We start from the raw sequence: 25,519 nt of genomic DNA on the forward strand, positions 1-25,519 counted from the left end.
TCGGTATACCCCCCAGGGGTATTCCCTCAACGAGGCCGGTCGTCCCGGAGCCTCTTCAGCCGCGCCACGTCCGCCGCGTGCCCCTCCTTGCCGCCCGGCGTCTCGATGATCAGCGGGACGCCCTCGGTGGCCGGATGGGTCATCAGCGCCCGGAACGGGTCCTCGCCGATGTGTCCGGCGCCGATGTTCTCGTGCCGGTCCTTGTGCGCGCCCACCACGTCCTTGGAGTCGTTGGCGTGGATCAGCTTCAGCCGGCCTTCGCCGACCGTGTCCACCAGCAGGTCGAGCGTCTGGTGCATACCGCTCGGCCCGGTCAGGTCGTGGCCCGCGGCGAAGACATGGCAGGTGTCCAGGCAGACCCCCAGCTTCGGGTGGGCGTCCAGCGCCTCGAAGTACGGGCCGAAGTCCCACGTGCGCGAACACAGCGAGGCGCCCTGGCCCGCCGTGGACTCCAGCAGGAGCCAGGGATCGTCGTCATGGGTCAGCTCGTCCAGCAGCGGCAGCAGGTGCTCCCGCACCTGCTTGAGCGCCACGGACCGGTCCCGCCCGCCGGTCGCGCTGCCGGTGTGCACCACCACGCCCAGCGCGCCGATCTCCCGTCCGCGGCGCAGCGAGTGCCGGAGCGACTCGACCGACCGCTCCACGGTGGCCTCGGTGTGCGAACCGAAGTTGATCAGGTACGGGGCGTGCACGTACACCGGCAGCGACTCCGCCTCGCACGCCGCCCGGAACGCCTCGTCCTGCCGCGGGTTCCCGGCGGGCGTGGCCCAGCCGCGCGGATTGGCGACGAAGACCTGCACGGTCTCGGCCTTCAGGTCGTGGGCGTACGTCAGGCCCACGGAGTGCAGGCCTCCGGCGACGGGCACATGACCGCCGACGGGATTGCGGGGGAGGGCGGGGGGTCGAGTCTTCACCCGTTCAGGGTGTCACGAGCCCGCACTCCTCCCGTCAGCGGATCTCGATGGTGATCGTCGACCCCTTCGGCGCCGTCTCGCCGCCCGCCACCGACTGGTCCCGGACCGTGTCGCCGAACAGTCCCAGCAGGCCGCGGTCCTCCTCGACGCGGAAACCGGCCTCCTGGAGTTCCCGCTGTGCCTCCTCGACGCTGTCGCCCACCACGTCCGGGACCTCCACCAGCTCCGGGCCCTTCGACACCGTCAGCGTCACCGTGTCGCCCTCGGCGACCTCGCTGTCGGCCGCCGGGCTCTGCCGGGCGACCTGGCCCGCGTCGAACTCGGAGTGGACCTCCTGCGGCGCGATCCGCACCTCGAGACCCTCCTCCTCCAGCTTCTCCCGGGCGTCGTCCAGGTCGCGGCCGGTGACGTCCGGCACGTCGACCGGGCTGCCCTTGCTGACGGTGAGCGCGACGGCCGTGCCCGCGCGCGCCGTGGTCCCCGGGCCCGGGTCCGAGGCGATCACGAGGCCCCGGGTCACCTCGTCGCTGAACTCCCGGGTGACCATACCCGGCTCCAGCCCGGCGTCCTCGAGCAGCTGCCGGGCCTCGTCGAGCCGCCGGCCCGCGAGATCGGGCACCTGCACCGTCCGCGGGCCGTCGGAGACGGTGAGCGTGACGGAGTCGTTGTGCCGGATGCGGCTGCCCGGCGCGGGGTCCGAACTGATCACCGTGCCGCGCTCGAAGGTGTCGCTGTGGGCACGCTCGACCCGCCCGACGTCCAGCCCCGCGTCCGTCAGCCGCTCCCTGGCCTGCGCCTCGCTCTGGGCCACCAGCGGCGGCACCTTGGTGAACTGGCCGGAGTTGATGTACCAGACGCCCGTGCCGACGCCGAGCACCAGCAGGACGGCGGCGACGATCGTGAACAGGGTGCGCCGCGGCGGGGCCGGGCGGCGCCGGGGTTCGGGCGGCGGCGACTGGAGCCGGCTGGTCCGGTCGAGCGGAGCCTCGTCCTCGTTGACGGGCAGCTGCCGCAGCGCGGTCAGCGCGCGCGGGATCACACTCGTGCGGTCCTCGGCGTTGTCGTGCTCCGCGGTGCGCGCCCGCGGCGGCACGGCGTCGAGCTGCTCCGCGGCGAGCGCCTCGCGCGCCTCGCGGGCCCGGGCGAGCAGCGCCACGGCGTCGTACGGGCGGAGGTCGGGGTTGCGCGCGGTCGCCACGGCGACCAGCTCGTCCAGCTCGTACGCCAGATGCGGCACGGCCGCCGAGGGCGGCGGCACGTCCTCGTGGATGTGCCGGTAGATCACCTGGGCGGGGGAGTCCCCGGAGTGCGGCTTGGCGCCGGTCAGCATCTCGTACAGCACCACACCGCACGCGTACACATCGACCCGGGGGTCGGCGCTGCCGCGTTCTATCTGCTCCGGCGCGAGATAGGAGACGGTGCCGAGGACCGAGCCGGTGGTGCTGGTCACCGTGTCCACGGCGCGCACCAGCCCGAAGTCGGCGACCTTGACCCGGCCGTCGTCCCCTATCAGGACGTTCTCCGGCTTCATGTCACGGTGCACGAATCCGGCGCGGTGCGCGGCGCCCAGGGCGGCGAGGACCGGCTCCAGGATGTCCAGCGCGGCCCGCGGCTGGAGTGCCCCCCGTTCGCGCAGCACATCGCGCAGGGTGCACCCGGAGACGTACTCCATGGCCAGATAGACGTACGCCCCGTCCGCGCCCTGGTCGAAGACCTGGACGACATTCGGGTGCGCCAGCCGGGCGACCGATTTGGCCTCGCGGATGAAGCGCTCGACGAACGAGACGTCCGCGGCGAGCGTCGGGTGCATCACCTTGAGCGCGAGGATGCGGTCCAGACGGGTGTCCACGGCCCGGTAGACCGTGGCCATCCCGCCGACCGCGATCCTCGCGTCGACGCGATAGCGGCCGTCGAGCAACTGCCCGACCAGAGGGTCGTGAAGGGTCGTGTCCACGCAGGCGAGTGTACGAGCCACCACCGACGGCCCAGCCGGTTCCCTTCGTTCCGGGAACGGAATGCAGCACACCTGTGACGGTCGCGGCCGACGGCCCGTCCGGCGCTCCTCCCGACCGTCTCACGCCCCGTCCGCCCCGCGCCCCGTCCGCCTCGCGCCGCCCCGCACGCACGCTCGCCCCCGCACGCAACGCTCGCCGCCCCGCGGGCGACGAGGCGGATCGCCGGAGCGGGCCTAGAACGCCGGGCGCTCGGGGTCCAGCTGCGCGAGGCCGTCGGTCGGCGAGGACGCCTCGGCGAAGTGGCGGCGCGGGATGCGCCCCGCCCGGCGGGCCAGCCGGCCCGCCTCGACGGCGTGCCGCATGGCCTCCGCCATCAGCACCGGCTCCTGCGCCCGGGTCACCGCCGAGGCGAGCATCACACCCGCGCACCCCAGCTCCATCGCCAGCGCCGCGTCCGACGCCGTACCGGCGCCCGCGTCCAGGATCACCGGTACGCGCGCGTGCTCCACGATCAGCTGGAAGTTGTGCGGATTGCGAATGCCGAGGCCCGACCCGATCGGCGACCCGAGCGGCATGATCGCGGCACAGCCCACGTCCTGGAGCCTGCGCGCCAGCACGGGATCGTCGTTGGTGTACGGCAGCACCGTGAACCCGTCGTCGACCAGGGTCTCCGCGGCGTCCAGCAGTTCGATCGGGTCCGGCAGCAGCGTCCGCTCGTCGGCGATGACCTCCAGCTTGACCAGGTCCGTCCCCAGCGCCTCCCGCGCCAGCCGGGCGGTGAGCACGGCCTCGCCCGCGGTGAAGCACCCCGCGGTGTTCGGCAGCACCCGGATCCCCAGCCGGTCCAGCACCGAGAGCACCGAACCGTGCACGTCGGGATCGATGCGGCGCATGGCCACCGTCGTCAGCTCCGTGCCGGAGGCCACCAGGGCCCGCTCCAGCACGTCGAGGCTGGGTGCCCCGCCGGTGCCCATGATCAGTCGGGACGTGAAGGTCGTACCACCCAGGACAAAGGGATCGTCGGCCATCGGTCAGCCTCCTTGGACGGCGGTGAGGACCTCGACACGGTCCCCCTCGGTGAGGGGCGTGGTCGGCCACTGAGTGCGCGGGACGACGGTTTCGTTGAGGGCGGCGGCCACTCCGGAGGGCGCCGCGGTGAGGGTCTTCACCAGGGTGTCGAGAGCCGTACCGGGTGCGACCCGGCGCGGCTCCCCGTTGACGGAGATGTTCATGCGGGCTGCTCCGTGAGTGCGGCGCCGAAGCGCTTCGGGGTGAAGGGGCGGGCCACGTCCGGGAGTTCACCGGTCGTCAGGACATGGGCCATGACGTCGCCGGTGACCGGGGTGAGCAGCACGCCGTTGCGGTAGTGGCCGGTGGCCAGCAGCAGTCCGTCCAGGCCGGTCGGCCCGAGCAGCGGCGCGTTGTCGGGCGAGGCGGGGCGCAGTCCGGCCCGGGTCTCCGTCAGCGGCAGCTCGGTGATGCCGGGCATCAGCTCGTGCGCGTCGCGCAGCAGCTCGTACACACCGCCGGCGGTGACCGTGGTGTCCCAGCCCAGTTCCTCGCTGGTGGCCCCGACGACCAGCTCGCCGTTCTCGCGCGGCACCAGGTAGACGTGGCTGCCGCGGACCATCGCGCGCACGGTGCGGTTCAGGAACGGCGCGAGGCGCGGCGGCACGGCCAGCCGCAGCACCTGCCCCTTGACCGGCCGCACGGGCGGCACGACGTCGTCCGGGACGCCCGCGAGCCGTCCGCTCAGGCTGCCCGCGGCCAGTACCGTCTGCCCGGCGGTCAGCTCGGTGCCCTCGCGTGTGACGACGCCCACGGCCCGGTCGCCGGTGACCACGAGCCGCTCGGCCCACTCCCGGTGGACGACCACGCCCGCCCGTTCGCAGGCGGCCACCAGCGCCCCGGCGAGCCGCCGCGGATCGATCTGGTGGTCGCCGTCCACCCGCAGCCCGCCGCGGACCCCCGGCGCGAGCATCGGTTCGAGGCGGCGGCAGTCCCGCCCGGTCAGCCACTGCGAGTCCAGTCCCGACCGCCGCTGCAGGGCGTGCAGTTCGCGCAGATGGGCGCGGTCGTCGGCGTCCAGCGCGACGGCGAGCGTGCCGCACCGGCGATGGCCGAGGTCGTGGCCGGTGAATTCGGTGAGCTCGGCCGCGAAGTCCGGGTAGCGGCGGGCCGAGGCCAGGTTGAGGCCGAGCAGGGTCTGCTCGCCGTAGTGCAGCTCGGTCACGGCGGCCAGCATTCCGGCGGCCACCTGGGCGGCACCGCCGCCGGGCTCGGGGTCCACGACGGCCGTGGCGAGTCCGCGTTGCGCGGCTCGCCAGGCCGTGACCAGACCGATGACTCCGCCCCCGATGACGAGGACGTCGGATGTGCGTGCGGATGACGACACGGGCGCTGCGCCCCTCCCTTCGCCGGCATGACCCGGATCAGGTTCGTACGGTCGGAGGCCGCCAGCCTCCCTCTCAGCCCGGTGCGTCCGGGCTCCCGCGAGTGCTTGTACTTTGGCCACCCTAGCTCTTGCCTCCGCCCCTCTGTAAGGGAGCCCGCGCCCGTGCCCCGCTCGCTCGACGGCCTCGTCCTGGCCCCCGTCGCCGACCAGGCCCCAGGTCAGGTGGGCACCCGCACCCGTTTCACGTACCACGAGCGGGAGGGTGAGATCTGGGCCGAGTACGAGGGCGGGGACGTGGTCCGCGGCCGTCTCGTGGGGACCCGGCAGGGGGATCTGCTCGATTTCCGGTACGTGCAGCTCAAGCAGGACGGGACCACCTCCGGCGGGCACTGCCGGTCGACGGTCGCCGAGCTGCCGGACGGCCGGCTGCGCCTGGTGGAGACCTGGGAGTGGGAGTCGCAGCCCGGCTCGGGGACCAGCGTTGTGGAGCAGGTCACCGAGCAAGCCCCCTGACTGACAAATTGTCAGTTGTCTATGGTGATCAGGTGAACGGACAGACGCAGGCAGGGACGCGGCGGGCGGTCGTGGTCGGAGCGGGCATGGCCGGGGTGCAGACCGCGGTCGCCCTGCGGGAACAGGGATTCTCCGGCACCGTCACACTGATCGGTGCCGAGCCCCATCAGCCCTACGACCGGCCCCCGCTGTCCAAGGCCGTACTGCTGGGCACGGCGGAGGGCTCCGCCTTCGACGTCGACTTCGAGGCCCTCGGCATCGACCTGCACCTCGGGCGCGAGGTCGGCGGGGTGCGCCCCGGCGACCACGAGCTGGACACGGCCGCCGGGCCCGTGCCGTACGACGTGCTGGTCCTGGCGACCGGCGCCGAACCGATGCGGCTGCCGGGTGCCGACGGGGTCCCCGGAGTGCATCTGCTGCGCACCCTGGACGACGCCGAACGGCTGCGGCCCGTGCTCGCCCGGCAGCACGACATCGTGGTGGTGGGCGCCGGCTGGATCGGCGCGGAGTTCGCCACGGCCGCGCGCGAGGCGGGCTGCGCCGTGACCGTCGTGGAAGCCGCGGACCGCCCCCTCGCTGGCGCGCTGCCCGCGGAGGTGGCCGCGCCGATGGCACGGTGGTACGCGGACGTCGGCGCCGTCCTGCGCACCCACGCGCGCGTGGAGCGCGTCGAGCCCGGCGCCGTCGTCCTCGACGACGGGGAGCGGCTGCCCGCCGGCGCGGTGGTGGTCGGCATCGGAGCCCGGCCCGCCACGGCCTGGCTCGCCGGCTCCGGGGTCACGCTCGGCGCGTACGGCGAGGTCGTCGCCGACGAGTACCTGCGCACCTCGGCGCCCGACGTCTACGCGGTCGGCGACTGCGCCTCCTTCCCCTCGGGGAGGTACGGCGAACGCCTCCTCGTGCACCACTGGGACAACGCCCTCCAGGGCCCCCGCACGGTCGCCGCGAACATCATCGGCGAGGCGACCGGGGAGGCCCCGGCGGTCTACGACCCGGTGCCGTACTTCTGGTCCGAGCAGTTCGGCCGCTTCGTCCAGTACGCCGGACACCACACCGCGGCCGACGCCGTCGTGTGGCGCGGCGATCCGTCCGGGCCCGCCTGGAGCGTGTGCTGGCTGCGCGAGGGCCGGCTGGTGGCCCTGCTGGCGGTGGGCCGCCCGAGGGACCTGGCCCAGGGGCGACGGCTCATCGAGGCCGGCGCGTCGATGGACCCGCGGCTGCTGGCGGACCCGGCCCGTCCGCTGAAGACGGCCGTGGCGTAGCGGCCGCCGCCCGCCCGGACGAGGTGCCCGGACGACCTGCCCGGGGCCGCCCGCACCGGTCCGTCCCGGTGGTCCGTCTCCCCTGGTCGGACCGGCCTGGCTTCCGACTGTCGGTGGAGGATGGCAGGCTTGTTCCCGTGACCGAGATTGACGCAAAGATCGATGCTCTCGTCCCCGCCTGGCTCACCCTCCCCGACATCGCCGAGATGCTCGACGTCGAGGTGACACGTGTGCGGCAGCTGGTCAAGGACGGCCAGCTCATCGCCGTACGCCGTGGTGAGAACCGCGCGCTGCACGTCCCCGCCGCCTTCATCGACGGGGACAAGGTCGTCAAGGGCCTGTCCGGGACCCTGACGCTGCTGAGGGACGACGGCTTCACGGACGAAGAGATGCTGGAGTGGCTTTTCACCGCCGACCCGACCCTGCCCGGCACCCCCGCGCAGGCGCTGAGCGAGAATCGCGGCACGGAGGTGAAGCGCCGCGCCCAGGCGCTCGCCGTCTGAACCGAGGACCGTCCGGCGTACGGGCCGCGGCGGACGCCGCCACGGCCACCTGCGACTGCGCCCGCCGAGGGCCCGTACGCCACCGACAACGGGGGGACACATGCCCGACACCGACACCGACACCGACACCGCCCGCGCCCGGCTCGCCGACGCCCGGGTGTACCTGTGCACGGACGCGCGCCGGCGCCAGGGCGACCTGCCGGAGTTCCTGGACGCGGTCCTGGCGGCCGGTGTGGACATCGTGCAGCTGCGGGACAAGGGCATGGAGGCGGCCGAGGAACTGGACCACCTGAAGGTCTTCGCCGAGGCGTGCGCCCGGCACGGCAGACTCCTCGCGGTCAACGACCGGGCGGACGTCGCCCACGCCGCCGGCTCGGACGTGCTGCACCTCGGCCAGGGCGACCTGCCGGTCCCTGCGGCGCGGGCGATCCTCGGCGAGGACGTCCTGGTCGGCCGGTCGACCCACGCGCCGGACGAGGCCGCCGCGGCAGCCGTCCAGGAGGGCGTGGACTACTTTTGCACCGGCCCCTGCTGGCCGACCCCCACCAAGCCGGGCCGCCACGCCCCCGGCCTTGACTTGGTGCGGCACACGGCGGGGCTGGGCACCGACCGCCCCTGGTTCGCCATCGGCGGCATCGACCTGGGCAATCTCGACCAGGTGCTGGAGGCGGGCGCCCGCCGGGTCGTCGTCGTCCGGGCGATCACCGAGGCGGACGACCCCGGCACCGCCGCCGCGGAATTCGCCAAGCGGCTGCGGCAGGCCTGACGTCCACCGGTGTCCAAGGATGTCCAAGGGATGGACAACAAGTCGACAAAACGGGCAAAATCCCGTGATCCGGTTGGGGGACCGCCGCCCCCTGGCTAACCTGCCGGTATGGCCCTCGGAACCGCATCGACCAGGACTGACCGCGCACGCACCGTGCGCGACATGCTCGCCGCCGGCAAGACGACGTACTCGTTCGAGTTCTACGCGCCGAAGACGCCCAAGGGTGAGCGCAGCCTGTGGAACGCCCTGCGCAGGGTCGAGGCGGTGGCCCCCGACTTCGTGTCCGTCACCTACGGGGCGGGCGGCTCCACACGCGCCAGCACGGTCAAGGAGACCGAGCAGATCGTCGCCGACACCACCCTGACCCCGGTCGCCCACCTCACCGCCGTGGACCACTCCATCAGCGAGTTGCGCAACGTCATCGGCCAGTTCGCCGACGCCGGAATCCGCAACATGCTCGCCCTGCGCGGCGACCCGCCCGGCGACCCCATGGGTGACTGGGTCCCGCATCCGAAGGGCGTGACCTACGCCGCCGAGCTCGTCCGCCTCATCAAGGAGTCGGGCGACTTCTGTGTCGGTGTCGCCGCCTTCCCCGAGATGCACCCCCGCTCCTGCGACCGGGACACCGATGTCGCGCACTTCGTGGACAAGTGCCGCGCCGGCGCCGACTACGCCATCACGCAGATGTTCTTCCAGCCGGAGTCCTATCTCCGGCTGCGCGACCGGGTCGCCGCGGCAGGCTGCGTGACCCCGGTCATCCCCGAGGTCATGCCGGTCACCAGCGTCCGTATGCTGGAGCGGCTGCCGCAGTTGAGCAATGCTCACCTGCCGTCCACCTTGAAAGAGCGGATCCTCACAGCGAAAGACAATCCGGCCGCTGTACGCTCCATGGGGATCGAGTTCGCCACGGAGTTCTGCGCTCGGCTGCTGGCCGAGGGAGTGCCCGGACTGCACTTCATCACGCTCAACAACTCCACGGCGACATTGGAGATCTACGAGAATCTGGGTCTGCACCACCCACCGCGGGCCTAGACCGGTCGCACGCTCATACGACACACTGCGTAACGGTCATTGGGAGAGGGGCGTACATGGGCTGGACGGTCCTCTACATCGCGTTCGGCGTCGTCGCACTGTGGCTGCTCGGCGAAGTGCTGCTGCAGTACAAGGCGCGGTTGCGCTGGCGCCTGCTGGCCTTCGTCGGATTCCTCGGCGTCGTCGTCGGCGTCCTGATGGCGTCCGTCATCGTCATCGGACTGGGCGCGGCCGCGTTCGCGGTCGGCCAGACCTACGTCACCCTGTCGTTCCGCCGCGGTTTCGCCGCCGGCTGGGCGGTCACCGGACGACCGGGGCTGGGCGGCAGCAAGCGCCGCCGCGGAGAGCCGGACCACGGCGACCCGACGCTGGAGGTCTCCGACCTGGAGGCGTCCGAGTTCCACGACGAGGACACCCCGTACGCCCGGCGCGACACCCGCGGCCAGGAGGACCACGAGCACGACGACGTCTTCACCCCGGCCCGCGCCGCCGCCCCGGAGACGGCGGCCGAGAGCACCGCGGTCTACGAGCCGCAGCCGATGCCGGACGACACCGGCTCGTACGGCGTCTACAGCGACCCCGCGTACGCCGCCGCGGCCCAGGCGCAGGACCAGTACGCGACCGCAGCCCAGGCCGCCGACCAGGGCTACTCCTACGACGGCTACTCCTACGGCCAGCAGCAGTACGGCTACGACACCACCGGCCAGCAGCAGTACGCCGCCTACTCCGACCCGTACATCGGCACCCAGACCTACCAGGGCGGCGCCTCGTACGACACGGGTTACGACCAGCAGCAGTACGGCCAGCAGGCCTACGGCCAGGACCAGTACGCCACCGGGACCTACGGCGGCGAGACCCCGGCCGGCGGTGTCTGGGTGCCGCAGCAGCGCACCACCGACGACCCCTACGGCGGGGAACTGCCGCCCGAGCAGCAGTACCCGTACCAGGGCGACGGGCAGGCGCAGCAGGGCAACGGATACGACGAGCGCTACCGCTTCTGATCCCCGCGCGGCCCGGTGCCCCGCGGGTGATCACTGCGAGCCGCGGAACTCCGGTCCCTCCACGATCAGTCCGGCGACCAGCGCCCCCGACATCCCGGCGTGCGGGAGCCCGCCGCCGGGATGGGACCAGCCGCCGACGGTGAACAGGCCGGGCAGAGCCGTCGAGTTCGACGGGTGCAGCATCCGGCCCTCGGCCGCCGCGAGCGACGGTGCCGGGACCGCCCCGCCCTCCGCACCCGTCGCCTCGGCCAGGTCCGCCGGGGTGCGCACCACGTGCCACAGCAGACGGTCCCGCAGATCGGGTACGACACGCTCCGCGACGCCGATCATGTCCTCGGCGTGCCGGGCGAAACTCTCCGTCGTGCTCCGGCTCTCCTCGGCGGGCACCGTCGCCGTGAGGGTGACCGCCTCGTGCCCGGTGTCCGGGACCAGGCCGGGGTCGCCGGGCCGCAGAACCGTGACCGTGGGTGACGCGGCCGGGCCCGGGGCCGGGCCGAACACGGACTCCAACTCGCCGTCGCGGTCCGCGGTGTGGACCACCGTCCGGTGCGCCGAATCCCCGGGCCGCGCTCCGCGCAGCGCCAGCAGCACCGTCAGACGGCTCGCCGGCCCGCGCGCGGCCTGGACCTCACCGGCGCCACGGATCGCCGTACCGGCGACGAGCCGGTTCAGGACCGCCGGTGCCACTCCGGCCACCACGAAGTCCGCCTCGGCCACCATGCCGTCCGCGAACTCCACGCCCGCCGCCCGGCCGTCCTTCTCCAGCAGCCGTGTCACCTCGGCGCCGAGAACGAACTCGACGCGGCGGGCCAGGCAGCGCTCGTGGACGGCCCGGGCGAGTTCCCGGACGCCTCCGCGCACGTACCAGGTGCCGAAGGCGTGCTCCAGGTACGGCAGGACCGAGGCCGCGGCCGGTGCGACGCGCGGGTCCAGACCGTGTGCCAGGGCGTGGCCCTCCAGCAGGGCGGCCAGCCGGGGATCGCGCAGCTCCCAGGCGGCCACCTCGGCCAGCGTCGCGGCCCGGCGAGTGCGCAGCAGCCGCTTGTGCGGGACCGCGGGGTAGGGCTCGCGGTCGGCCAGCACCTGCCAGTTGGGCCACAGGGGCTCCTCCAGGAGGGGCCGGCGGGTGCGGTCCCACGCCTCGCGGGCGCGCACCAGGAAGTCGCCCCAGCGTCCGCCGGCGCCCGCTCCCAGTGCCTCGTCCAGAGCGGCGACCACTCCCGCGCGCGAGGCGTTCGGCAGTGACACCTGTGTGCCGTCCGCGAAGACGTGCCGGGACGACGGGTCGACCTGGACGAGGTCGACGCAGTCCTCCAGCGGCTCCTTGCCGGTCTTGAGGAACAGGTCCCGGTACACCGCGGGCAGCGACAGCAGTCCGGGGCCGGTGTCGAAGGAGAAGCCGTCCCGCTCCAGCCGCCGCACCGACCCGCCGTACGTCTGCGTCCGCTCGTACACCGTCACCCGGTGGCCCGCGACGGCCAGCCGGGCGGCAGCCGCCATCGCGCCCATCCCGGCGCCGATCACCGCAATCCGTGCCATGCCCGCGACTTTATCGGCCGCCACCGACAGCGCGCCGACGGGGCTGTGACCAGCGCGGACGCCCTACCCGTCAGGTGGGCCCGCGCGGGCTGCCAGCCGGCGTTCCAGCCGCCGTTCCTCCCGGCGCTGGGCGCGGCGGCGCAGGAAGCGGCGGATGCGGGAGACGAGGAAGTACAGCGCGACCAGCCCGGCGACCAGCAGCACGCCGGCGACGACGGCGGCGGCCTCCGGGTGGAACATCGCGAACGTGACGATCCCGCCGACCCCGAGATCCTCCGCCAGGCTGAGGATCACGTTGCTGAACGGCTCCGGCGAGGAGTTCACCGCCATCCGTGTCCCGGCCTTGACCGCATGGCTGGCCAGCGCGGTCGAACCGCCGATCGCGCCCGCCGTCAGATCGGACAGGGAACCGCTCTGCCCGGCGAGCAGCGCCCCCACCCACGCCCCGGCGGCCGGCCGGATCACCGTGTGCACCGAGTCCCACACCGAGTCGACGTACGGGATCTTGTCGGCCACCGTCTCGCACAGGAACAGCACACCCGCGGGGATCAGGACCTCGGGCCGTTGCAGCGTCTCGGGTACCTCGTCGCTCACGCCCGTCGCGCCGAAGAAGCCGAGCAGCAGCACCACCGCGTACGCGTTGACACCGCTGGCCCAGCCGCTGGTGAACACCAGGGGGAGTACGGACACGGACGCGATCGTAACCAGCCGGGGCCGAGACGTCCTGGGGGCGCGTGCGTATGACTGAGTACGCGTACTCAGGTGACGAGATGAGTACGCGCGCGGATGGGTGCCGACCTGCGGGAACGAGAGAGTGGAGGCACGGAGAGGGGCACGGCGCCGGCACCGGCGACACGGGGCGCCGGAACGGCCCGGCCCTCGATCCGCTCCTTCCGCCGGCCGCGGTCGGCGGGAGCGAGACACGGGGGGAACCCGGGGGAGGACCCAACGGGGGGAGTACGGGGGTACGGGGTACGGGGGAGCACGAGGAAGCGCCGGTCCGGCGTGGCCCGCGGGGGACGCGGCCACTGCGGGCCGGCGCTTTCGTGCATTGCTCGGGTGCCTGCGCCGCTTCGGTCCGTACCGCCGCGGTCGGTTCACCGCGGCGGTGCGCGCACCGCTACGGCCTGCCGCTCACCCGTCCCTGGAGCAGCCGCGACAGTGCCGCGTGCACATCGTCCAGGGACCGTTCCGGCTGGAAGGCCTGCCAGTCCAGCGCGGCCACCAGAACCATCCCGACCAGCGCCGCCGCGGTCAGCGGGACGTCGATCTCGTCGGTGAACTCGCCGTCGTCGATGCCCTCGCGCAGCACTGCCTCGACGACCGCCACCGCTTCCCGCCGGACCACCATCAAGGTGGACTGCCAGGCCCGGTTGGTGCGCCACAACTCGGCGACGTACAGCTGGGTGAATGCCGGATAGCGGTCGATGAAAACGAGTCCCGCCCGGATCATCGCGTCCAGGGCGTCCACCTTGCTGCCGCCGTCGCGCGCGGTGCGCTCCGCCGCCTCGCGCAGTGAGGCGGTGAGGAGCCCCACGCCGTGCCTCAGCAGTTCCTCGAAGAGGACCGACTTGCTGGCGAAGTTGTAGTACACCGTGCCCTTGGCGACCCCGGCGCGCTCGGCGATCTCGTCCACCGTGGTGGCGGAGAAGCCCTGCTCGGCGATGAGGGTGACGGCCGCCTCGTAGAGCTTCTGCCGGGTGGCTTCCCGGCGCGTACCGGCGCCCGACGTGGTGCTGCTGCGTTCCATGGCCCCGATTGTCACAGGAACCGTCGCGGGACAGAGCGCGGGACGGTCACTCACAGGCTCAGCTCCGGGTGCAGCCGGTCCAGTGTCCACACCTGCCGGCGCCGGGCGGACAGGGCCGTCAGGGCGAGGGCGCCCGCGGTGTACGCCGCCAGCACCACGCACGCGTGCCACACGGGTTCCAGGCCGCCGCCGCTGATGAGCCTCCTGAGGGCCTCGACGACATGGCTCATCGGCAGGAACGGGTGGAGCGCGTTGAAGAAGGCCGGACTGGTCTGCACGGGGTAGGTGCCGCCCGCGGAGGTCAGCTGGAGCATCAGCAGGGCGAGGACCAGGATGCGGCCGGCGGCTCCGAAGTGCGCGTTCAGCCATTGGATGAGCGCGGCGAAGCAGCCCGTGACCAGGAACAGGAAACCGACGGTGCCGGCCGCCCGCGCCATCTCCAGCCCGACCGCCCAGTGCAGCACCGACATCAGCGCGACCGTCTGGAGCACGCCGATCGCGAGCACCGGCAGCCAGCCCGCCAGCGCGATCCGCCAGGCCGAGGCACCGGCGGCCAGGGCGCGCCGGTTGAGCGGCGCGATCAGCATGTACGCCACCATGGCGCCCACCCACAGGGACAGCGGGATGAAGTACGGGGCGAATCCGGTGCCGTAGTTGGGCGCCCGGTGCAGCGACTCGGACGCGAGCCGGACCGGGTCCGCCATCACCTCGGTCCGCTCGTCGCGCTGCCGTTCGTCGTAGTCGGGGATCTGCTTCGCGCCGTCGTGCAGCCCGCTCGCGAGCCTGCCCGAGCCGTCGACGAGCTTGAACATGCCGCCGCTGAGGTCGTCCGCGCCCGTCCTGAGGTCGCCGACGCCCTGGTCGAGGTCCACCGCGCCGGTCCGGGCCGTGCCGAGCCCGGTGTGCAGCGCCTTGGCACCCGCGGCGACCTTCCCGGCTCCCTCGTTCAGCTTGTTGATCCTGGTGACGGCGTCGTCGAGGTCCTCCGACAGGTGCGGGGCACGGTCGGCGAGCGCGCGGGCCTGCTTCTCCAGGGTGGCGAGATGGCCGTCCAGCTTCTCCAGGTCGCCCTCGTGCTCGGTGATCAGCGTGCTGACGTCGTCCGCGAGCGTCGCCACGTCGGCCGCGGCGTCCTTCGCCTTCTCCAGGTCGTAGCAGGCCGCATCGGGCGGGACGGCGGTTCCGCAGCGCCGCTCGTGGACGTCGCGCAGGGTGTCCGCGGCCGTGCGGGCCTCCTCGGCGGCCGCCGGCGCCCGCTTCACCAGCGTGCCGAGGTTGTCGCCGATCGCGCCGGCGGTGTCGGCGACCGCCCTGGCCGTGTCACCGATGGTCTGCTCGTTGTCCTCCAGGAACGGCCCGACCTCGTCCGCGACGCCGTCGACCTTGTCGGCGAGTGCCTGCGTCCCCTCCGCGACCTGCTGCGAACCGTCCTCCAGGTCGCCGGCCCCCGTGTCGAGCTTCTTCAGGCCCTTGACCAGCTTGCCGCTGCCGCCCTCGGCGTCCTTCAGACCGTCGGCGAGGTCCTTCGAGCCCTTCTCCGCCGTGCCGATACCGCTCTTGAGCTTGTCCGCCCCGCTCGCGGCCTTCACCGTCTCGCCGTGGATGCCGGAGAACGAGATGAAGATCCGGTCCAGGAACGTCCGCGACGCCTTGGTGGACGCCGCCGTGCGCACCTCGCTGAACACCGTCCGGGAGATCTGCCCGACGATGTAGTTGTTGGCGTCGTTCGTACGGACCCGGAGGGCCCCCGCCTGCGGGGAGTCGCCCGAACCGGAGGCGATACGGCGGCTGAAGTCGTCCGGCATGGTCAGCGACAGGTAGTACGTGCCCTCCTCCACGCCCGCGCGTGCCTCGGCGGCGCTCACCTCGTGCCAGTCGAAGACCTCGCTGTCACGCAGTCCCGCCACGATGTCGTCGCCCGCGTGGATCTCCTTGCCTCCGGCGGTCGCTCCCGTGTCGTCGTTCACCAGTGCCACGGGGAGGCGGTCCAGGCGGCTGTACGGATCCCAGAAGGACCACAGGTACAACGCACCGTAGAGCAGCGGCAGCAGGAGAAGTGCCACCAGGGCCGCGCGGGGGAGCCTACCGCGCCCGAAGCGCCGCAGCTCAAGAGCGGCCAGTCTCGGCGAGCGCATCCGCCGCCTCCTTCGCCTCGTCGTTCACGTGCGTGTGGTGGGCGGCCCCGCCGTTCATGTCCGAGTCGTTCGCGTCCGCGTCGTTCACGTCTCCGTCGTGCGCGTCCGCGTCGTTCACGTCCCCGTCGTGCGCGGCCGTGGAGCCCTCGGCGGGGGCGCGGTCGTGCACGGCCCGGTGGCCGGTGTCGCCGGCGTGCGCGGTCTCGTCGGCCGGGGCGTCCGTGTTCCCGTGGTGCGCGGTCTCGTCGGCCGGGTCGTCGGTGTTGTCGCGGGGCGCCGTCCCGACGGCCCGCTCGTCGGCGTCGGCCCCCGCGCTGCCGCCACGAGGCACCGTGGACACCACCACGGCGTCCTCGGGAGCCTCGCCGCACACCGCCAGCACCGTCGTCCCGGAGTCGGCGAGGGACCTCAACAGCGCCCAGACCTCCGCCCGTTCGGCCATCGAGAGCTTGAGGTCCGCGTCGTCGACGCCGAGCAGCCGCGGCCGTCCGACCAGGGCCAGGGCGACCGACAGACGCAGGGCCTCGAGGCGTTCCAGGTCCCGTACGGCGGTGCGCGGGCCCTTCGGCAGGGTCTCGGTGTCCAGGCCGGCGGCGGCCAGGGCGTCGTCGATCCGCCGCCGAGCCTCACGCGCGCGTTCCGACCGCGGCCGCAGCAGTGCGCGCAGGGAGTCACCGAAGCGGCGCTGGAGCAGGGCCCGTTCGCGCAGATGCTCCGCGACGGTCAGGGCGGGGTCGAGATCGGTGACGCCGGGAACGTGCGCGAGGCCGCTGATCCGGCGCAGGGCGGCCGACTGCCTCGGCAGCCGGACGTCGCCGACGACCGCCGTCCCCTCGGTCGCCTTCATCCGCCCCGTCAGCGCGAGCAGCAGGCTCGTGCGGCCCGAACCCGACGGCCCCGCGACCGCCACCAGCGAGCCGGGCTCCGCGGCGAACGAAACACCGCGGAAGGCCCAGCCGCGTGGACCCTTCAGTCCGAAGTGGCGGGCGCCGACGGCGACTCCCCCCAGGCTGCCCCGCACAACGCCCGCCACGACTCCCCCGTCTTTTGAACTGACTGGTCAGTGCAAAAACTAACCCGAACTTTCGATCGAAGCAAAAGCCCAGGTCAGATCGGATTGTCAGTGCCATACCTCACGATGGGCACATACGGCACCTCGTGTCAGGGCGTGCCGTCACACTGACGACAGGAGGTTCGTCATGGCCAACTCGTCCGCAGCCGCCGCGCGTCGGCGCCGCGCCACCGGCCCTGCCCCCTCACTGAACGGCCCGGCGGGCGACGTGCACCCCGTGCTCCGCCGGGCCACGGCGCCACCCGCCGCCCTCGACCTGCTCGCCCAGGCCCGCACCGGCCTCGACGAGGCGGCAGTCCTCGACACTCCGAACGAGCGCTACGCGACCGCCCATCTCGCCGCCCTGCGCACCGCCGCGGCCGTCCTCGCCGCACGCGGACGCCCCGAGCACAACCCGCGACGCCGGGCCAGGATCCGCAGCGCCTGGGAAGTGCTGCCGGAGATCGCACCCGAACTCACCGAGTGGAGCGCCCTGTTCGCCTCGGGCGCCCGCCGCCGCGCCCTGGCCGAGGCCGGCATCCAGGGCGCGGCCGGCCGCCGGGACGCCGACGACCTCATACGTGACGTGGCGATGTTCATCCGCATCGTCGAACGGATGCTGGTGCTCCAGCCGGTCCTCCCGCAGCCCCGTCCGGACCCGGACGCGGGAGAGGGCCGCGCTCCCGGCGCGGACCGCGACTTCCCGGACGCCGGCTGACCGGCCCACCACCGTCCCGCCGCTGGTGGGCGGCCGGGGGCGGGCGGCGGACGGCCGGGAGCGGCGGCACCACCGGAGGGACCGGGCGGGCCCGTGAAGGCAATAGGGTGGAGGGCGCCTGAAGCCTTCCCGCCCGCACCCGCGGGGTCCGGGAAGGCAGCCCGTTCGCTCCGCCCCGAGGCGGTGCCGCGCCGAGGAGTCAACTGCCGTGTCGGACCCGATGCGCCCCCGATCCTCTCTCCGAACCGCCGTGGTGTGGGACGTCCTCCGGGACGCCCTGGACCGCCGGGTCAAGGCCACGGGCCGGGAGTCGCTGGACGTCCTCGACACCGGAGGCGGCAGCGGCAACTTCGCCGTGCCCGTCGCCCGCCTCGGCCACCGCGTCACCGTCGTCGACCCCAGCCCGAACGCGCTGTTCGCGCTGGAGCGCCGCGCCGCCGAGGCCGGCGTCGCCGACCGGGTGCGGGGCGTGCAGGGCGACGCCCGGGGCCTGTTCGACGTGGTCGAGCGCGGCGGCTACGACGCGGTGCTGTGCCACGGCGTCCTGGAGTACGTCGACGACCCGGCCGAGGGCCTCGGCAACGCGGTGGCCGCCCTGCGCCCCGAAGGCGTGCTCAGCCTGCTCGCGGCCGGGCTCGGGGGTGCCGTGCTCGCACGCGCCCTCGCCGGTCACTTCACGGAGGCCAGGCAGGCGCTGGACGACCCGCACGGGCGCTGGGGCACCGGCGACCCGATGCCGCGCCGCTTCACCGCCGAACAGCTGACCGAACTGGTCGCGGCCGCCGGCCTCGAGGTCGGCGCCGTGCACGGTGTACGGGTGTTCGCCGATCTCGTACCGGGCGTGCTGGTGGACACCGAACCCGGAGCGATGGACGCCCTGCTGAAGCTGGAAGCCGCGGCGGCCGAGCTCCCGGCGTTCCACGCGGTGGCCACGCAGCTTCATGTGCTCGGTGAGACACGAAGGGCCGCCGAGGCGTGAGCCGCACGCCGGGGCGCGTCGCTGATCAGCGCATTGGTTGCAGATGGAGTACGCCACAGGCCCCCCGATCGAGCGCTTCCCGCCGTATGATCGAGGGAGACCACCCGGCATGACGGGTCGGCCCTCGGGGAATGGAAGCCTCAACGGGCCGATCCGTGCATGGCGGATTCCGGTTGGCCAAATGGCGCAGAGGGGCGGGTTTCACGGGGGCGATTCCCTGCCTATCCTGAAGGGACCCCCCGGGTCGCCCCGGCGACTGCACGATGAGGAGGACTCCGTGCCGCTCTCAGAGCACGAGCAGCGCATGCTCGAGCAGATGGAGCGAGCGCTGTACGCCGAAGATCCCAAGTTCGCGACAGCGCTTGAGGGAAGCGGGCTGCGTACGTACACCCGGCGACGGGTCTACCAGGCGGTCGCGGGCTTCCTCGTAGGTATCGCGCTCCTCATGGCCGGAATGGTCGCCAAACAGGTCTGGCTCAGCGTGGTGGGATTCCTCGTCATGCTGGGCTGCGCGGTACTCGCCGTGACCGGCTGGCGCAAGGCCCCCAGGCCGGGCGAGCAGCCCGCCGGCGGTGGCCAGCAGGCCGGTCGTCAGGGACGTCAGCGGCGCTCGATGATGGAGCGCATCGAGGAGCGCTGGCAACGGCGCCGTGACGAGCAACAGGGCCATTGATCCCCGCCCTCGACTCCCAGTGACACACATGAGGGGTTGCCGCCCACGGGGCGGCAACCCCTCAGGCATGCCCGGGCTCACCGGCACGGCGGGGTTCGCCACGTGATGTGAAGCAGGACACCGGCGCCGGGTCGGCTCGGGTACACGAGCCGACCCGGCGCCGGTGCACGGAGGTGTGCACCGGCGCCCAGCGACCGCCGCCCGTCGGTGACCGGCGGCCGGGCGCTGCCTCAGCCGCTCTGCTGGCCCGACGGGCGACGGATCAACGCGGCCCAGCGGGTGGCCAGACGGGCTCTGAAGGCCGTCCAGCGGTCGTTGAGGTCCCAGACCGCGCGGACGGCCGAACGGGGCGCGACGACCGCCCGCACCCGTGTGCGCCGGCTGACCCTGGACCGCAGAGCCGCCCGCAGTGTGCGCACGTTGTCGGCGAGACCCGTCTGAGCGCGCGGCCGCGGCGCGAACAGCACCTGCTCCACGGCACCCGCCACCCGATGCACCGACGCGGCCGCCTGCTCGTCCAGATGCCCGAGCCGCACGATCCGCGCGGCGGCCTTCCGCGGCGTCAGCGCGTCGTCCGGCAGGATGCCGTAGTCCCAGGCGGTGTCCGTCAGCTCGCGCCACACCGCCAGCACATACGCGGCGGCGACCTCGGCGGCGTGCCGGTCGGACGGCTCCACCAGCAGATGGGAGGCCGCGGCCCGCGCCTCGTCACCGTCGCCCTCACCGGGCGGTTCCGCGGTGCCCCCGGCCAGGGCGGCGGCACCGGTGTGCCGGGCCGACGCCAGCCGCACGGTCCGCCGTCTCAGCCGCCACAGCATGGGCACCAGCGGCACGACGACCACCGCGAGCCCGAGCAGCACCCAGCCCGCGAGCTGGTACCAGGGCGGGCCACCGTCGTCCGTGGCCCCCGGGTCCAGCGGCAGCGCCGCGCCGCACACCTCCAGCCGCTTGTCCTCCGCGGAGCAGCTCTCGCTGCTCGACGGTTCCGCCGAGGGCGACGGGTCGTTCGTGGCGGAGGCCTCCGGCAGGTCGGGGACGTTGCTGTCCGGGACCTCCGGCTGGGTGTAGGTGGGCGTCGTGCCCCGGTTGGGCGTCGGCTCGAAACGGGTCCAGCCGATGCCCTCGAAGTACAGCTCGGGCCACGCGTGTGCGTCCCGCAGGCCCACCGAGACCGTGCCGTCCGCCTGGGGCGTACCGGGCGCGAACCCCACCGCGACGCGAGCCGGTATGCCCAGCGTGCGGGCCATCGACGCCATCGCGAACGAGAAGTGCACGCAGAAGCCGCGCTTGTCCCGCAGGAACCGGGCGATCCCGTCGGAGCCGCCGCCGACCGCCACCTCGGTGTCGTACTGGAACCCGCCGGTCACGGCGAAGTGCTCCTGGAGCCTGACCGCCTGCTCGTAGGGGTTCTTCGCGCCGGCCGTGATCTCCCGGGCCGTCCTCGGCACCACCGGCGGCAGGGAGTCCGGCACCTTGGTGAACTCGCGCGTCAGGGCGGCCGGCGGCTCCGGTGCCGTGGCGAGCTGCTCGGCCGTGGGCCGCACGTCGAGGCTGGTCACCTCGTACGTCGCGCCCCGGGTGTTCTGGCCGTGGTCGCCGACGAGGGTCATTCCGACCGGCTCGTACCGCCAGTTGCCGTCGACCCGTACGTCGCTCGGCGGGTAGGGCATCGGCAGCCAGTCCTGCGCGTACCAGTCCGCCGCCGCGATACGGGTGCGGACCTCCGTGCGCCGGACGTCCGCGCCGAGGCCCGCCGGGGTGGGGAACTCGTCCGGCACCGCGACGATGTTCCGGCGGGACGGCTTCCACGTGGTGCCGTCGAAGTCGTCCAGTGAGACGATCCGCAGGTACATGTTGGACAGGTCGTTGGTGCTGGTGCGCACGGTCATGACCGTGCGGTCCTCCTCGACGTTCAGACTGTCCCGGAGCGACACCAGCGGGTTCACCGCGGAGATCGTGCCGCCGCCCCCGCCGCCCGCACCCGCGCCCGACCCGGCGGCGTCCAGCAGCCCGCCGTCCATCGAGGGCAGGGCCAGCGGCACCACCAGGGCCGTGCCCAGCGCGACCACGCCGATCCGCCGCCCGGTGCGCGCCGGGGCGACCGGGCCGCCGGGCTCCCCGCCCGGGGTGCGCGGCGCCGCGCCGAACACCCGGCCCCACTGCGAGAGCCGGTCCCGCCCTTCGGCGAGCAGCAGCATCAGATAGCCGACCGCGGCGATCAGGAACCACGCCCAGCCCCCGCCGCCGTCGGCCAGCCCGGCCGCGACCGAGTACAGCGCGAGCAGCGGCAGTCCGGCCGGGGCGGCGCTGCGGAAGGTCACCGCGATGACGTCCACCGCCAGGCCGATCACCAGGACGCCGCCGACGAGCATCAGCTTGATGCCGTCGGACAGCGGCGCCGGGATGGCGTACCGACTCACGTCGTCCGTGCCCTGCTGGAGCAGGTCGGCGAAGTGCTTCAGCGCGTCCGGGCCGGGGATCAGCCCGGCGAACGCGTACTCCCGGGCGAAGACCAGGGTCAGCAGCACGAGCGTGACCAGGGCCTGCACGGCGACGGTCAGCGGGCGGGCCAGCGGCACCCGCCGGGCCGCGGCGCCCACGCCGCTCTGGATCATCAGCAGAAAGGCCGCCTGGAAGAGCCACATGGGGTCGTCGACCAGCGGCAGCAGGGCGCACGCGGCCATCAGCGTCGCCGCCGTGGCGCACAGCGCCATACGTGCCTGCCCGCTCATGACCGGCCCTCCCCGCTCGTGTCGCCCGCCGTCACGACACCCGAGCGGTCCCGGTCGGCCTGGCGCCACAGGTCCTGGAGCGCGGCTCCCCGCGGCACGGGCACGATCGTCCAGCCCGCCTCGCGCAGCATCCGCAGCCGCTCCTCGCTCCCGTCCGCCGCGCCGGGCACGTCGGTGGCCTCCCGGCCCCAGGCGCTGCCGTCCAGGACGAAGGCGACCGCGCCTCCGATGCGCTGGCGCATCTTCGCGACCACCGTGGCCTGCTCCTCGTCCAGGTCGCCGAAGAAGGCCACCAGCAGTCCCTCGTTGCCGCCGCGCAGCACGTCGTAGGCGCGGGACAGGCCCGTGCCGTCGGAGTGGTCGATCACCGCGAGGGTGTCCATCATCAGCCCGGCCGCGTCCGACGACTGGTGGCTGGTGCCGGCGAACCCCTCGGCGCCCTCGCCGGGCACCGAACTGCCGGTGTCCGTCAACAGCCTGACGGAGAAGCCTCGTTCGAGCATGTGCACCAGCACGGAGGCGGTGCCGCCCACCGCCCACTCGAAGGCGGAGTCCGGTCCCGCGCCGTGGAAGGCGACGCCCCGGGTGTCGAGCAGCACGGTGCAGCGGGCGCGCTGCGGCTGCTCCTCGCGGCGCACCATCAGCTCGCCGTACCGTGCGGTGGAGCGCCAGTGCACCCGGCGCAGGTCGTCGCCGTGGCGGTAGCCGCGCGGGATCACGTCGTCCTCGCCGGCCAGGGCGAGCGAGCGCTGCCGCCCTTCGCCGTACCCCTTGGCCTCCCCGCTGAACCGCACCGGCGGCAGCGGCTCCACCCGCGGGATCACCGTCAGCGTGTCGTACGTCGAGAAGGACCGGGTCAGCTCGCACATCCCGAAAGGGTCGGTCAGACGCAGCTGCAGCGGACCGAGGGGATAGCGGCCGCGCAGATCGGAACGGACCCGGTACGACACCTCGCGCCGGCCGCCGGGCTCCACCCGGTCGAGCACGAAGCGCGGGCGCGGACCGAGCACGTACGGCACGCGGTCCTGAAGCATCAGCAGGCCCGTGGGCAGCCGGGAGACGTTGTCCATCCGCAGATGGACGCGGGCCTCGGCACCGGCGGGCACCCGCGCGGGGGAGAGCCGCCGGCTGCCCGCGACCCGGTAGCGGGTGCGGTAGAGCACCGTCGCGCAGATCAGGGGCAGGACCGCCAGCAGCAGGCCCACCCGGAGCAGATCGCTCTGCCCGAGGACGTAGGCGCAGCCGGCGGCGGCGACACCGGCGGCCAGGAACGAGCGGCCCCGGGTGGTGAGCCCGGCCAGGGCCGTGCGCACCCCGCCCTTGTCGTCCTGGTCCGCCCCGGTCTGCCGCGGCCCCGCCGCGGTGGCCATCACAGCCTCCGCGGCGGTTGCTGGCCGTAGGACGCGCCGGGCCCCATACCGAAGCCGTTCTGCCGGGGGGTCGCCGGGATCGGGGTGTGCTGGATGATCTCCTGCACGACCTGCTCCGCGGTGCGGCGGTTGAGCTGGGCCTGCGCGGTGGGCAGCAGCCGGTGCGCGAGGACGGCGACGGCGAGGGCCTGCACGTCGTCCGGCAGGGCGTACTCCCGGCCGCTGAGGGCTGCGGACGCCTTCGCCGCGCGCAGCAGATGGAGCGTCGCGCGCGGCGAGGCGCCGAGTCTCAGATCGGGGTGGTTGCGCGTGGCGGCGACCAGGTCCACGGCGTAGCGCCGGACCGTGTCGGCGACGTGGACGCCGCGCACCGCCTCGATCAGTTTCACCACCTCGTGCGCGTGCGCCACCGGCTGGAGGTCGTCCAGCGGGTTCACCCCGCCGTGCACGTCGAGCATCTGGAGCTCGGCCTCCGCGCTCGGGTAGCCGATGGAGACCCGGGCCATGAAGCGGTCGCGCTGCGCCTCCGGCAGCGGGTAGGTGCCCTCCATCTCGACCGGGTTCTGCGTGGCCACCACCATGAAGGGGCTGGGCAGCTCGTAGGTCTGCCCGTCGATGGTGACCTGGCGCTCCTCCATCGACTCCAGCAGCGCGGACTGGGTCTTGGGCGAGGCGCGGTTGATCTCGTCGCCGATCACGATCTGGGCGAAGATCGCGCCGGGCTTGAACTCGAAGTCACGGCGCTGCTGGTCCCAGATGGACACACCGGTGATGTCCGAGGGCAGCAGGTCGGGCGTGAACTGGATACGCCGCACGGAACAGTCGATGGACCGCGCCAGCGCCTTGGCGAGCATCGTCTTGCCCACCCCTGGGACGTCCTCGATCAGAAGATGTCCCTCGGCGAGCAGAACGGTCAGCGAAAGCCGTACGACCTCGGGCTTGCCCTCGATCACTTCCTCCACCGAACTGCGGACCCGATCCACGGTGGCAGTCAGATCAGTGAGGCTCGCTCGATCGTCATAGGTCGTCACCCGGCCCTCCTCGGCCCGTTCTCTCTCAACGGGCCGACGCTCTGTGACGCGTAAACCGGCCCACCCCGAATCACGGACACCACGCGGGAAAAGTTCCGCGCGACGCCACAACCCGCATTCTTGCTGCCGTTACCGATTCGTGTCACTCGCCTGTGGACAACTGGCCGCGATATGTCGGTTCTTACGACAGTTCGTCCTGTCGGAGCCCGGGGTTCCCGCGTGACGGGAACCCCGGGCGGATGTCACCCGGGGTCCACCTCGCGCAGCAGACCGGTCCGTACGTCGAAGACGAAGCCTCGCACGTCGTCGGTGTGCAGCAGGAACGGTGAGGTGCGCACGCGCTGCATCGACTGCCGCACGTCCTGGTCGACGTCGCGGAAGGCCTCCACCGCCCACGCGGGGCGCTGGCCGACCTCCAGTTCGAGCTCGGTGCGGAAGTCCTCGGTGAGGCTCTCCAGACCGCAGCCGGTGTGGTGGATGAGGACCACGCTGCGGGTGCCGAGCTTGCGCTGGCTGATGGTGAGCGAGCGGATCGCGTCGTCGGTGACGACACCGCCCGCGTTGCGGATGGTGTGGCAGTCGCCGAGCTCGAGGCCGAGCGCGGCGTGCAGATCGAGTCGGGCGTCCATGCAGGCCACCACGGCCACGCGCAGGACGGGGCGGGCGTCCATTCCAGGGTCGGCGAAGGCCGCGGCGTAGCGCTCGTTGGCTTCGACGAGGCGGTCGGTGACGGTGCCGACGCGGGCTATGGCGTCCTCGGAGCCGGCGGGAACCGATGCAGAAGTCGTCATGGTGATGACGGTACTGGTCACGGGCGGTCATGGCCCGCTGTGAGACGGGACAAAGAACGTCATCCCATCGTGTTGTGACCCAACGCACAGGTGTCCGCGGACTGCGCCCGTTCGTGTGGTTCCCCCGGTCCGCCGCCGAGTGCCGTCGAGCGCCGCGACGCGCATGCCGGTTGATTGACCGCGCGACAGGGTGGACTAAAGTGACGCGAAAGCGGGAGGCGCGGCTCTCCCCGCTGACCGAATTCCCGAGGACCCCGGCTTCGCCGCCGGAGATCCTCCCGCGTGCGCGGCGCGTACGTACGGCTCGGCCTCCACCCGCTCCCGGCCGGCTGACGCTTCCGGCGCCGGCAGGCCTCCCCTTCACTGGGGGTCCCCCAGTGAAGCCGGGGGAGGGCGGGGACCCGGCGGT

General features: G+C 73.1%; 23 protein-coding genes and 1 riboswitch. Of the genes, 9 read left to right on the forward strand and 14 right to left on the reverse strand.

The features are described from left to right. Nucleotides 1-26: 26 nt before the first annotated feature. The 5 genes from DN051_RS27830 to thiO all read right to left on the reverse strand — a co-directional run bounded on the left by DN051_RS27830 (nucleotide 27) and on the right by thiO (nucleotide 5,264). On the reverse strand, nucleotides 27-914 hold the full coding sequence (locus DN051_RS27830; RefSeq protein ID WP_053764022.1) for a deoxyribonuclease IV: 888 nt from the start codon (nucleotides 912-914) through the stop codon (nucleotides 27-29). A gap of 34 nt (nucleotides 915-948) precedes the next feature. Next, a complete protein-coding gene (pknB, locus tag DN051_RS27835; RefSeq protein ID WP_112442473.1) occupies nucleotides 949-2,868 on the reverse strand; it encodes a Stk1 family PASTA domain-containing Ser/Thr kinase in 1,920 nt (639 codons plus the stop codon). Nucleotides 2,869-3,102: 234 nt separating this feature from the next. Further along, complete coding sequence (locus DN051_RS27840; protein WP_053764024.1) at nucleotides 3,103-3,897, reverse strand: thiazole synthase; 795 nt, start codon at nucleotides 3,895-3,897, stop codon at nucleotides 3,103-3,105. 3 nt (nucleotides 3,898-3,900) lie between these two features. Next, complete coding sequence (gene thiS / locus DN051_RS27845; RefSeq protein WP_112439721.1) at nucleotides 3,901-4,101, reverse strand: sulfur carrier protein ThiS; 201 nt, start codon at nucleotides 4,099-4,101, stop codon at nucleotides 3,901-3,903. Further along, nucleotides 4,098-5,264, reverse strand: a complete 1,167-nt coding sequence (gene thiO, locus DN051_RS27850) for a glycine oxidase ThiO (RefSeq protein ID WP_112439722.1) — start codon at nucleotides 5,262-5,264, stop codon at nucleotides 4,098-4,100. Before thiO ends, thiS begins: the two co-directional genes overlap by 4 nt. Next, a riboswitch (TPP riboswitch) is annotated at nucleotides 5,261-5,373 on the reverse strand. It overlaps the preceding gene by 4 nt. Nucleotides 5,374-5,426: 53 nt before the next feature. On the opposite strand from thiO, the gene DN051_RS27855 reads away from it, so the two are divergent. The 6 genes from DN051_RS27855 (at nucleotide 5,427) to DN051_RS27880 (ending at nucleotide 10,341) form a co-directional block, all read left to right on the forward strand. Continuing rightward, entirely contained in the window at nucleotides 5,427-5,777 is a 351-nt protein-coding gene (locus DN051_RS27855; RefSeq protein ID WP_053764027.1) for an avidin-fold protein, read from the forward strand. An 86-nt stretch (nucleotides 5,778-5,863) separates the two neighbouring features. Next, nucleotides 5,864-7,039: an NAD(P)/FAD-dependent oxidoreductase gene (locus DN051_RS27860; RefSeq protein ID WP_053764114.1), complete on the forward strand. Its 1,176-nt coding sequence runs from the start codon at nucleotides 5,864-5,866 to the stop codon at nucleotides 7,037-7,039. Nucleotides 7,040-7,176: 137 nt separating this feature from the next. Beyond that, nucleotides 7,177-7,542, forward strand: a complete 366-nt coding sequence (locus DN051_RS27865; RefSeq protein WP_053764028.1) for an Rv2175c family DNA-binding protein — start codon at nucleotides 7,177-7,179, stop codon at nucleotides 7,540-7,542. Between the two features lie 100 nt (nucleotides 7,543-7,642). Beyond that, nucleotides 7,643-8,308, forward strand: a complete 666-nt coding sequence (gene thiE / locus DN051_RS27870; protein ID WP_112439723.1) for a thiamine phosphate synthase — start codon at nucleotides 7,643-7,645, stop codon at nucleotides 8,306-8,308. A 108-nt stretch (nucleotides 8,309-8,416) separates the two neighbouring features. Continuing rightward, nucleotides 8,417-9,340 (forward strand): methylenetetrahydrofolate reductase [NAD(P)H], encoded by a 924-nt coding sequence (gene metF / locus DN051_RS27875; protein WP_112439724.1) that lies wholly within the window; start codon nucleotides 8,417-8,419, stop codon nucleotides 9,338-9,340. A 56-nt stretch (nucleotides 9,341-9,396) separates the two neighbouring features. Further along, nucleotides 9,397-10,341 carry an SCO2102 family sporulation regulator gene (locus DN051_RS27880; RefSeq protein WP_053764031.1) on the forward strand — a complete coding sequence of 315 codons (945 nt, stop codon included), beginning with the start codon at nucleotides 9,397-9,399 and terminating at the stop codon, nucleotides 10,339-10,341. A 30-nt stretch (nucleotides 10,342-10,371) separates the two neighbouring features. On the opposite strand, the gene DN051_RS27885 is transcribed toward DN051_RS27880, so the two are convergent. The 5 genes from DN051_RS27885 to DN051_RS27905 all read right to left on the reverse strand — a co-directional run bounded on the left by DN051_RS27885 (nucleotide 10,372) and on the right by DN051_RS27905 (nucleotide 16,798). After that, entirely contained in the window at nucleotides 10,372-11,880 is a 1,509-nt protein-coding gene (locus DN051_RS27885; RefSeq protein ID WP_112439725.1) for a phytoene desaturase family protein, read from the reverse strand. A 63-nt stretch (nucleotides 11,881-11,943) separates the two neighbouring features. Further along, nucleotides 11,944-12,570 (reverse strand): DUF4126 domain-containing protein, encoded by a 627-nt coding sequence (locus DN051_RS27890; protein ID WP_053764033.1) that lies wholly within the window; start codon nucleotides 12,568-12,570, stop codon nucleotides 11,944-11,946. Nucleotides 12,571-13,000: 430 nt separating this feature from the next. Next, nucleotides 13,001-13,630, reverse strand: coding sequence for a TetR/AcrR family transcriptional regulator (locus DN051_RS27895; protein WP_112439726.1), 630 nt, complete (start codon nucleotides 13,628-13,630; stop codon nucleotides 13,001-13,003). A gap of 50 nt (nucleotides 13,631-13,680) precedes the next feature. After that, nucleotides 13,681-15,765, reverse strand: a complete 2,085-nt coding sequence (locus DN051_RS27900; RefSeq protein WP_112439727.1) for a YhgE/Pip domain-containing protein — start codon at nucleotides 15,763-15,765, stop codon at nucleotides 13,681-13,683. Next, the gene (locus DN051_RS27905) at nucleotides 15,737-16,798 is read right to left on the reverse strand and encodes an ATP-binding cassette domain-containing protein (protein ID WP_246040668.1); all 1,062 of its coding nucleotides are present in this window, start codon (nucleotides 16,796-16,798) and stop codon (nucleotides 15,737-15,739) included. Before DN051_RS27905 ends, DN051_RS27900 begins: the two co-directional genes overlap by 29 nt. A gap of 166 nt (nucleotides 16,799-16,964) precedes the next feature. On the opposite strand from DN051_RS27905, the gene DN051_RS27910 reads away from it, so the two are divergent. The 3 genes from DN051_RS27910 to DN051_RS27920 all read left to right on the forward strand — a co-directional run bounded on the left by DN051_RS27910 (nucleotide 16,965) and on the right by DN051_RS27920 (nucleotide 19,186). Then, nucleotides 16,965-17,534, forward strand: coding sequence for an SAV_6107 family HEPN domain-containing protein (locus DN051_RS27910; protein WP_053764035.1), 570 nt, complete (start codon nucleotides 16,965-16,967; stop codon nucleotides 17,532-17,534). 208 nt (nucleotides 17,535-17,742) lie between these two features. Beyond that, complete coding sequence (locus DN051_RS27915; RefSeq protein ID WP_162624986.1) at nucleotides 17,743-18,513, forward strand: methyltransferase; 771 nt, start codon at nucleotides 17,743-17,745, stop codon at nucleotides 18,511-18,513. A gap of 277 nt (nucleotides 18,514-18,790) precedes the next feature. Beyond that, a complete protein-coding gene (locus tag DN051_RS27920; protein ID WP_053764115.1) occupies nucleotides 18,791-19,186 on the forward strand; it encodes a DUF3040 domain-containing protein in 396 nt (131 codons plus the stop codon). 230 nt (nucleotides 19,187-19,416) lie between these two features. Here DN051_RS27920 and DN051_RS27925 read toward each other — a convergent pair whose 3' ends face one another. From DN051_RS27925 to DN051_RS27940, 4 genes are all read right to left on the reverse strand, one after another. Further along, nucleotides 19,417-21,918 (reverse strand): transglutaminase TgpA family protein, encoded by a 2,502-nt coding sequence (locus tag DN051_RS27925; protein WP_112439728.1) that lies wholly within the window; start codon nucleotides 21,916-21,918, stop codon nucleotides 19,417-19,419. Next, nucleotides 21,915-23,288, reverse strand: coding sequence for a DUF58 domain-containing protein (locus DN051_RS27930; protein ID WP_053764038.1), 1,374 nt, complete (start codon nucleotides 23,286-23,288; stop codon nucleotides 21,915-21,917). The genes DN051_RS27925 and DN051_RS27930 overlap by 4 nt, the downstream gene beginning before the upstream one ends. Then, nucleotides 23,288-24,319 (reverse strand): AAA family ATPase, encoded by a 1,032-nt coding sequence (locus DN051_RS27935; RefSeq protein WP_053764039.1) that lies wholly within the window; start codon nucleotides 24,317-24,319, stop codon nucleotides 23,288-23,290. The genes DN051_RS27930 and DN051_RS27935 overlap by 1 nt, the downstream gene beginning before the upstream one ends. A 242-nt stretch (nucleotides 24,320-24,561) precedes the next feature. After that, the gene (locus DN051_RS27940) at nucleotides 24,562-25,110 is read right to left on the reverse strand and encodes a beta-class carbonic anhydrase (protein WP_053764116.1); all 549 of its coding nucleotides are present in this window, start codon (nucleotides 25,108-25,110) and stop codon (nucleotides 24,562-24,564) included. Nucleotides 25,111-25,519 lie beyond the last annotated feature (409 nt).

It is taken from the genome of Streptomyces cadmiisoli (assembly GCF_003261055.1).
Taxonomy (GTDB): domain Bacteria; phylum Actinomycetota; class Actinomycetes; order Streptomycetales; family Streptomycetaceae; genus Streptomyces; species Streptomyces cadmiisoli.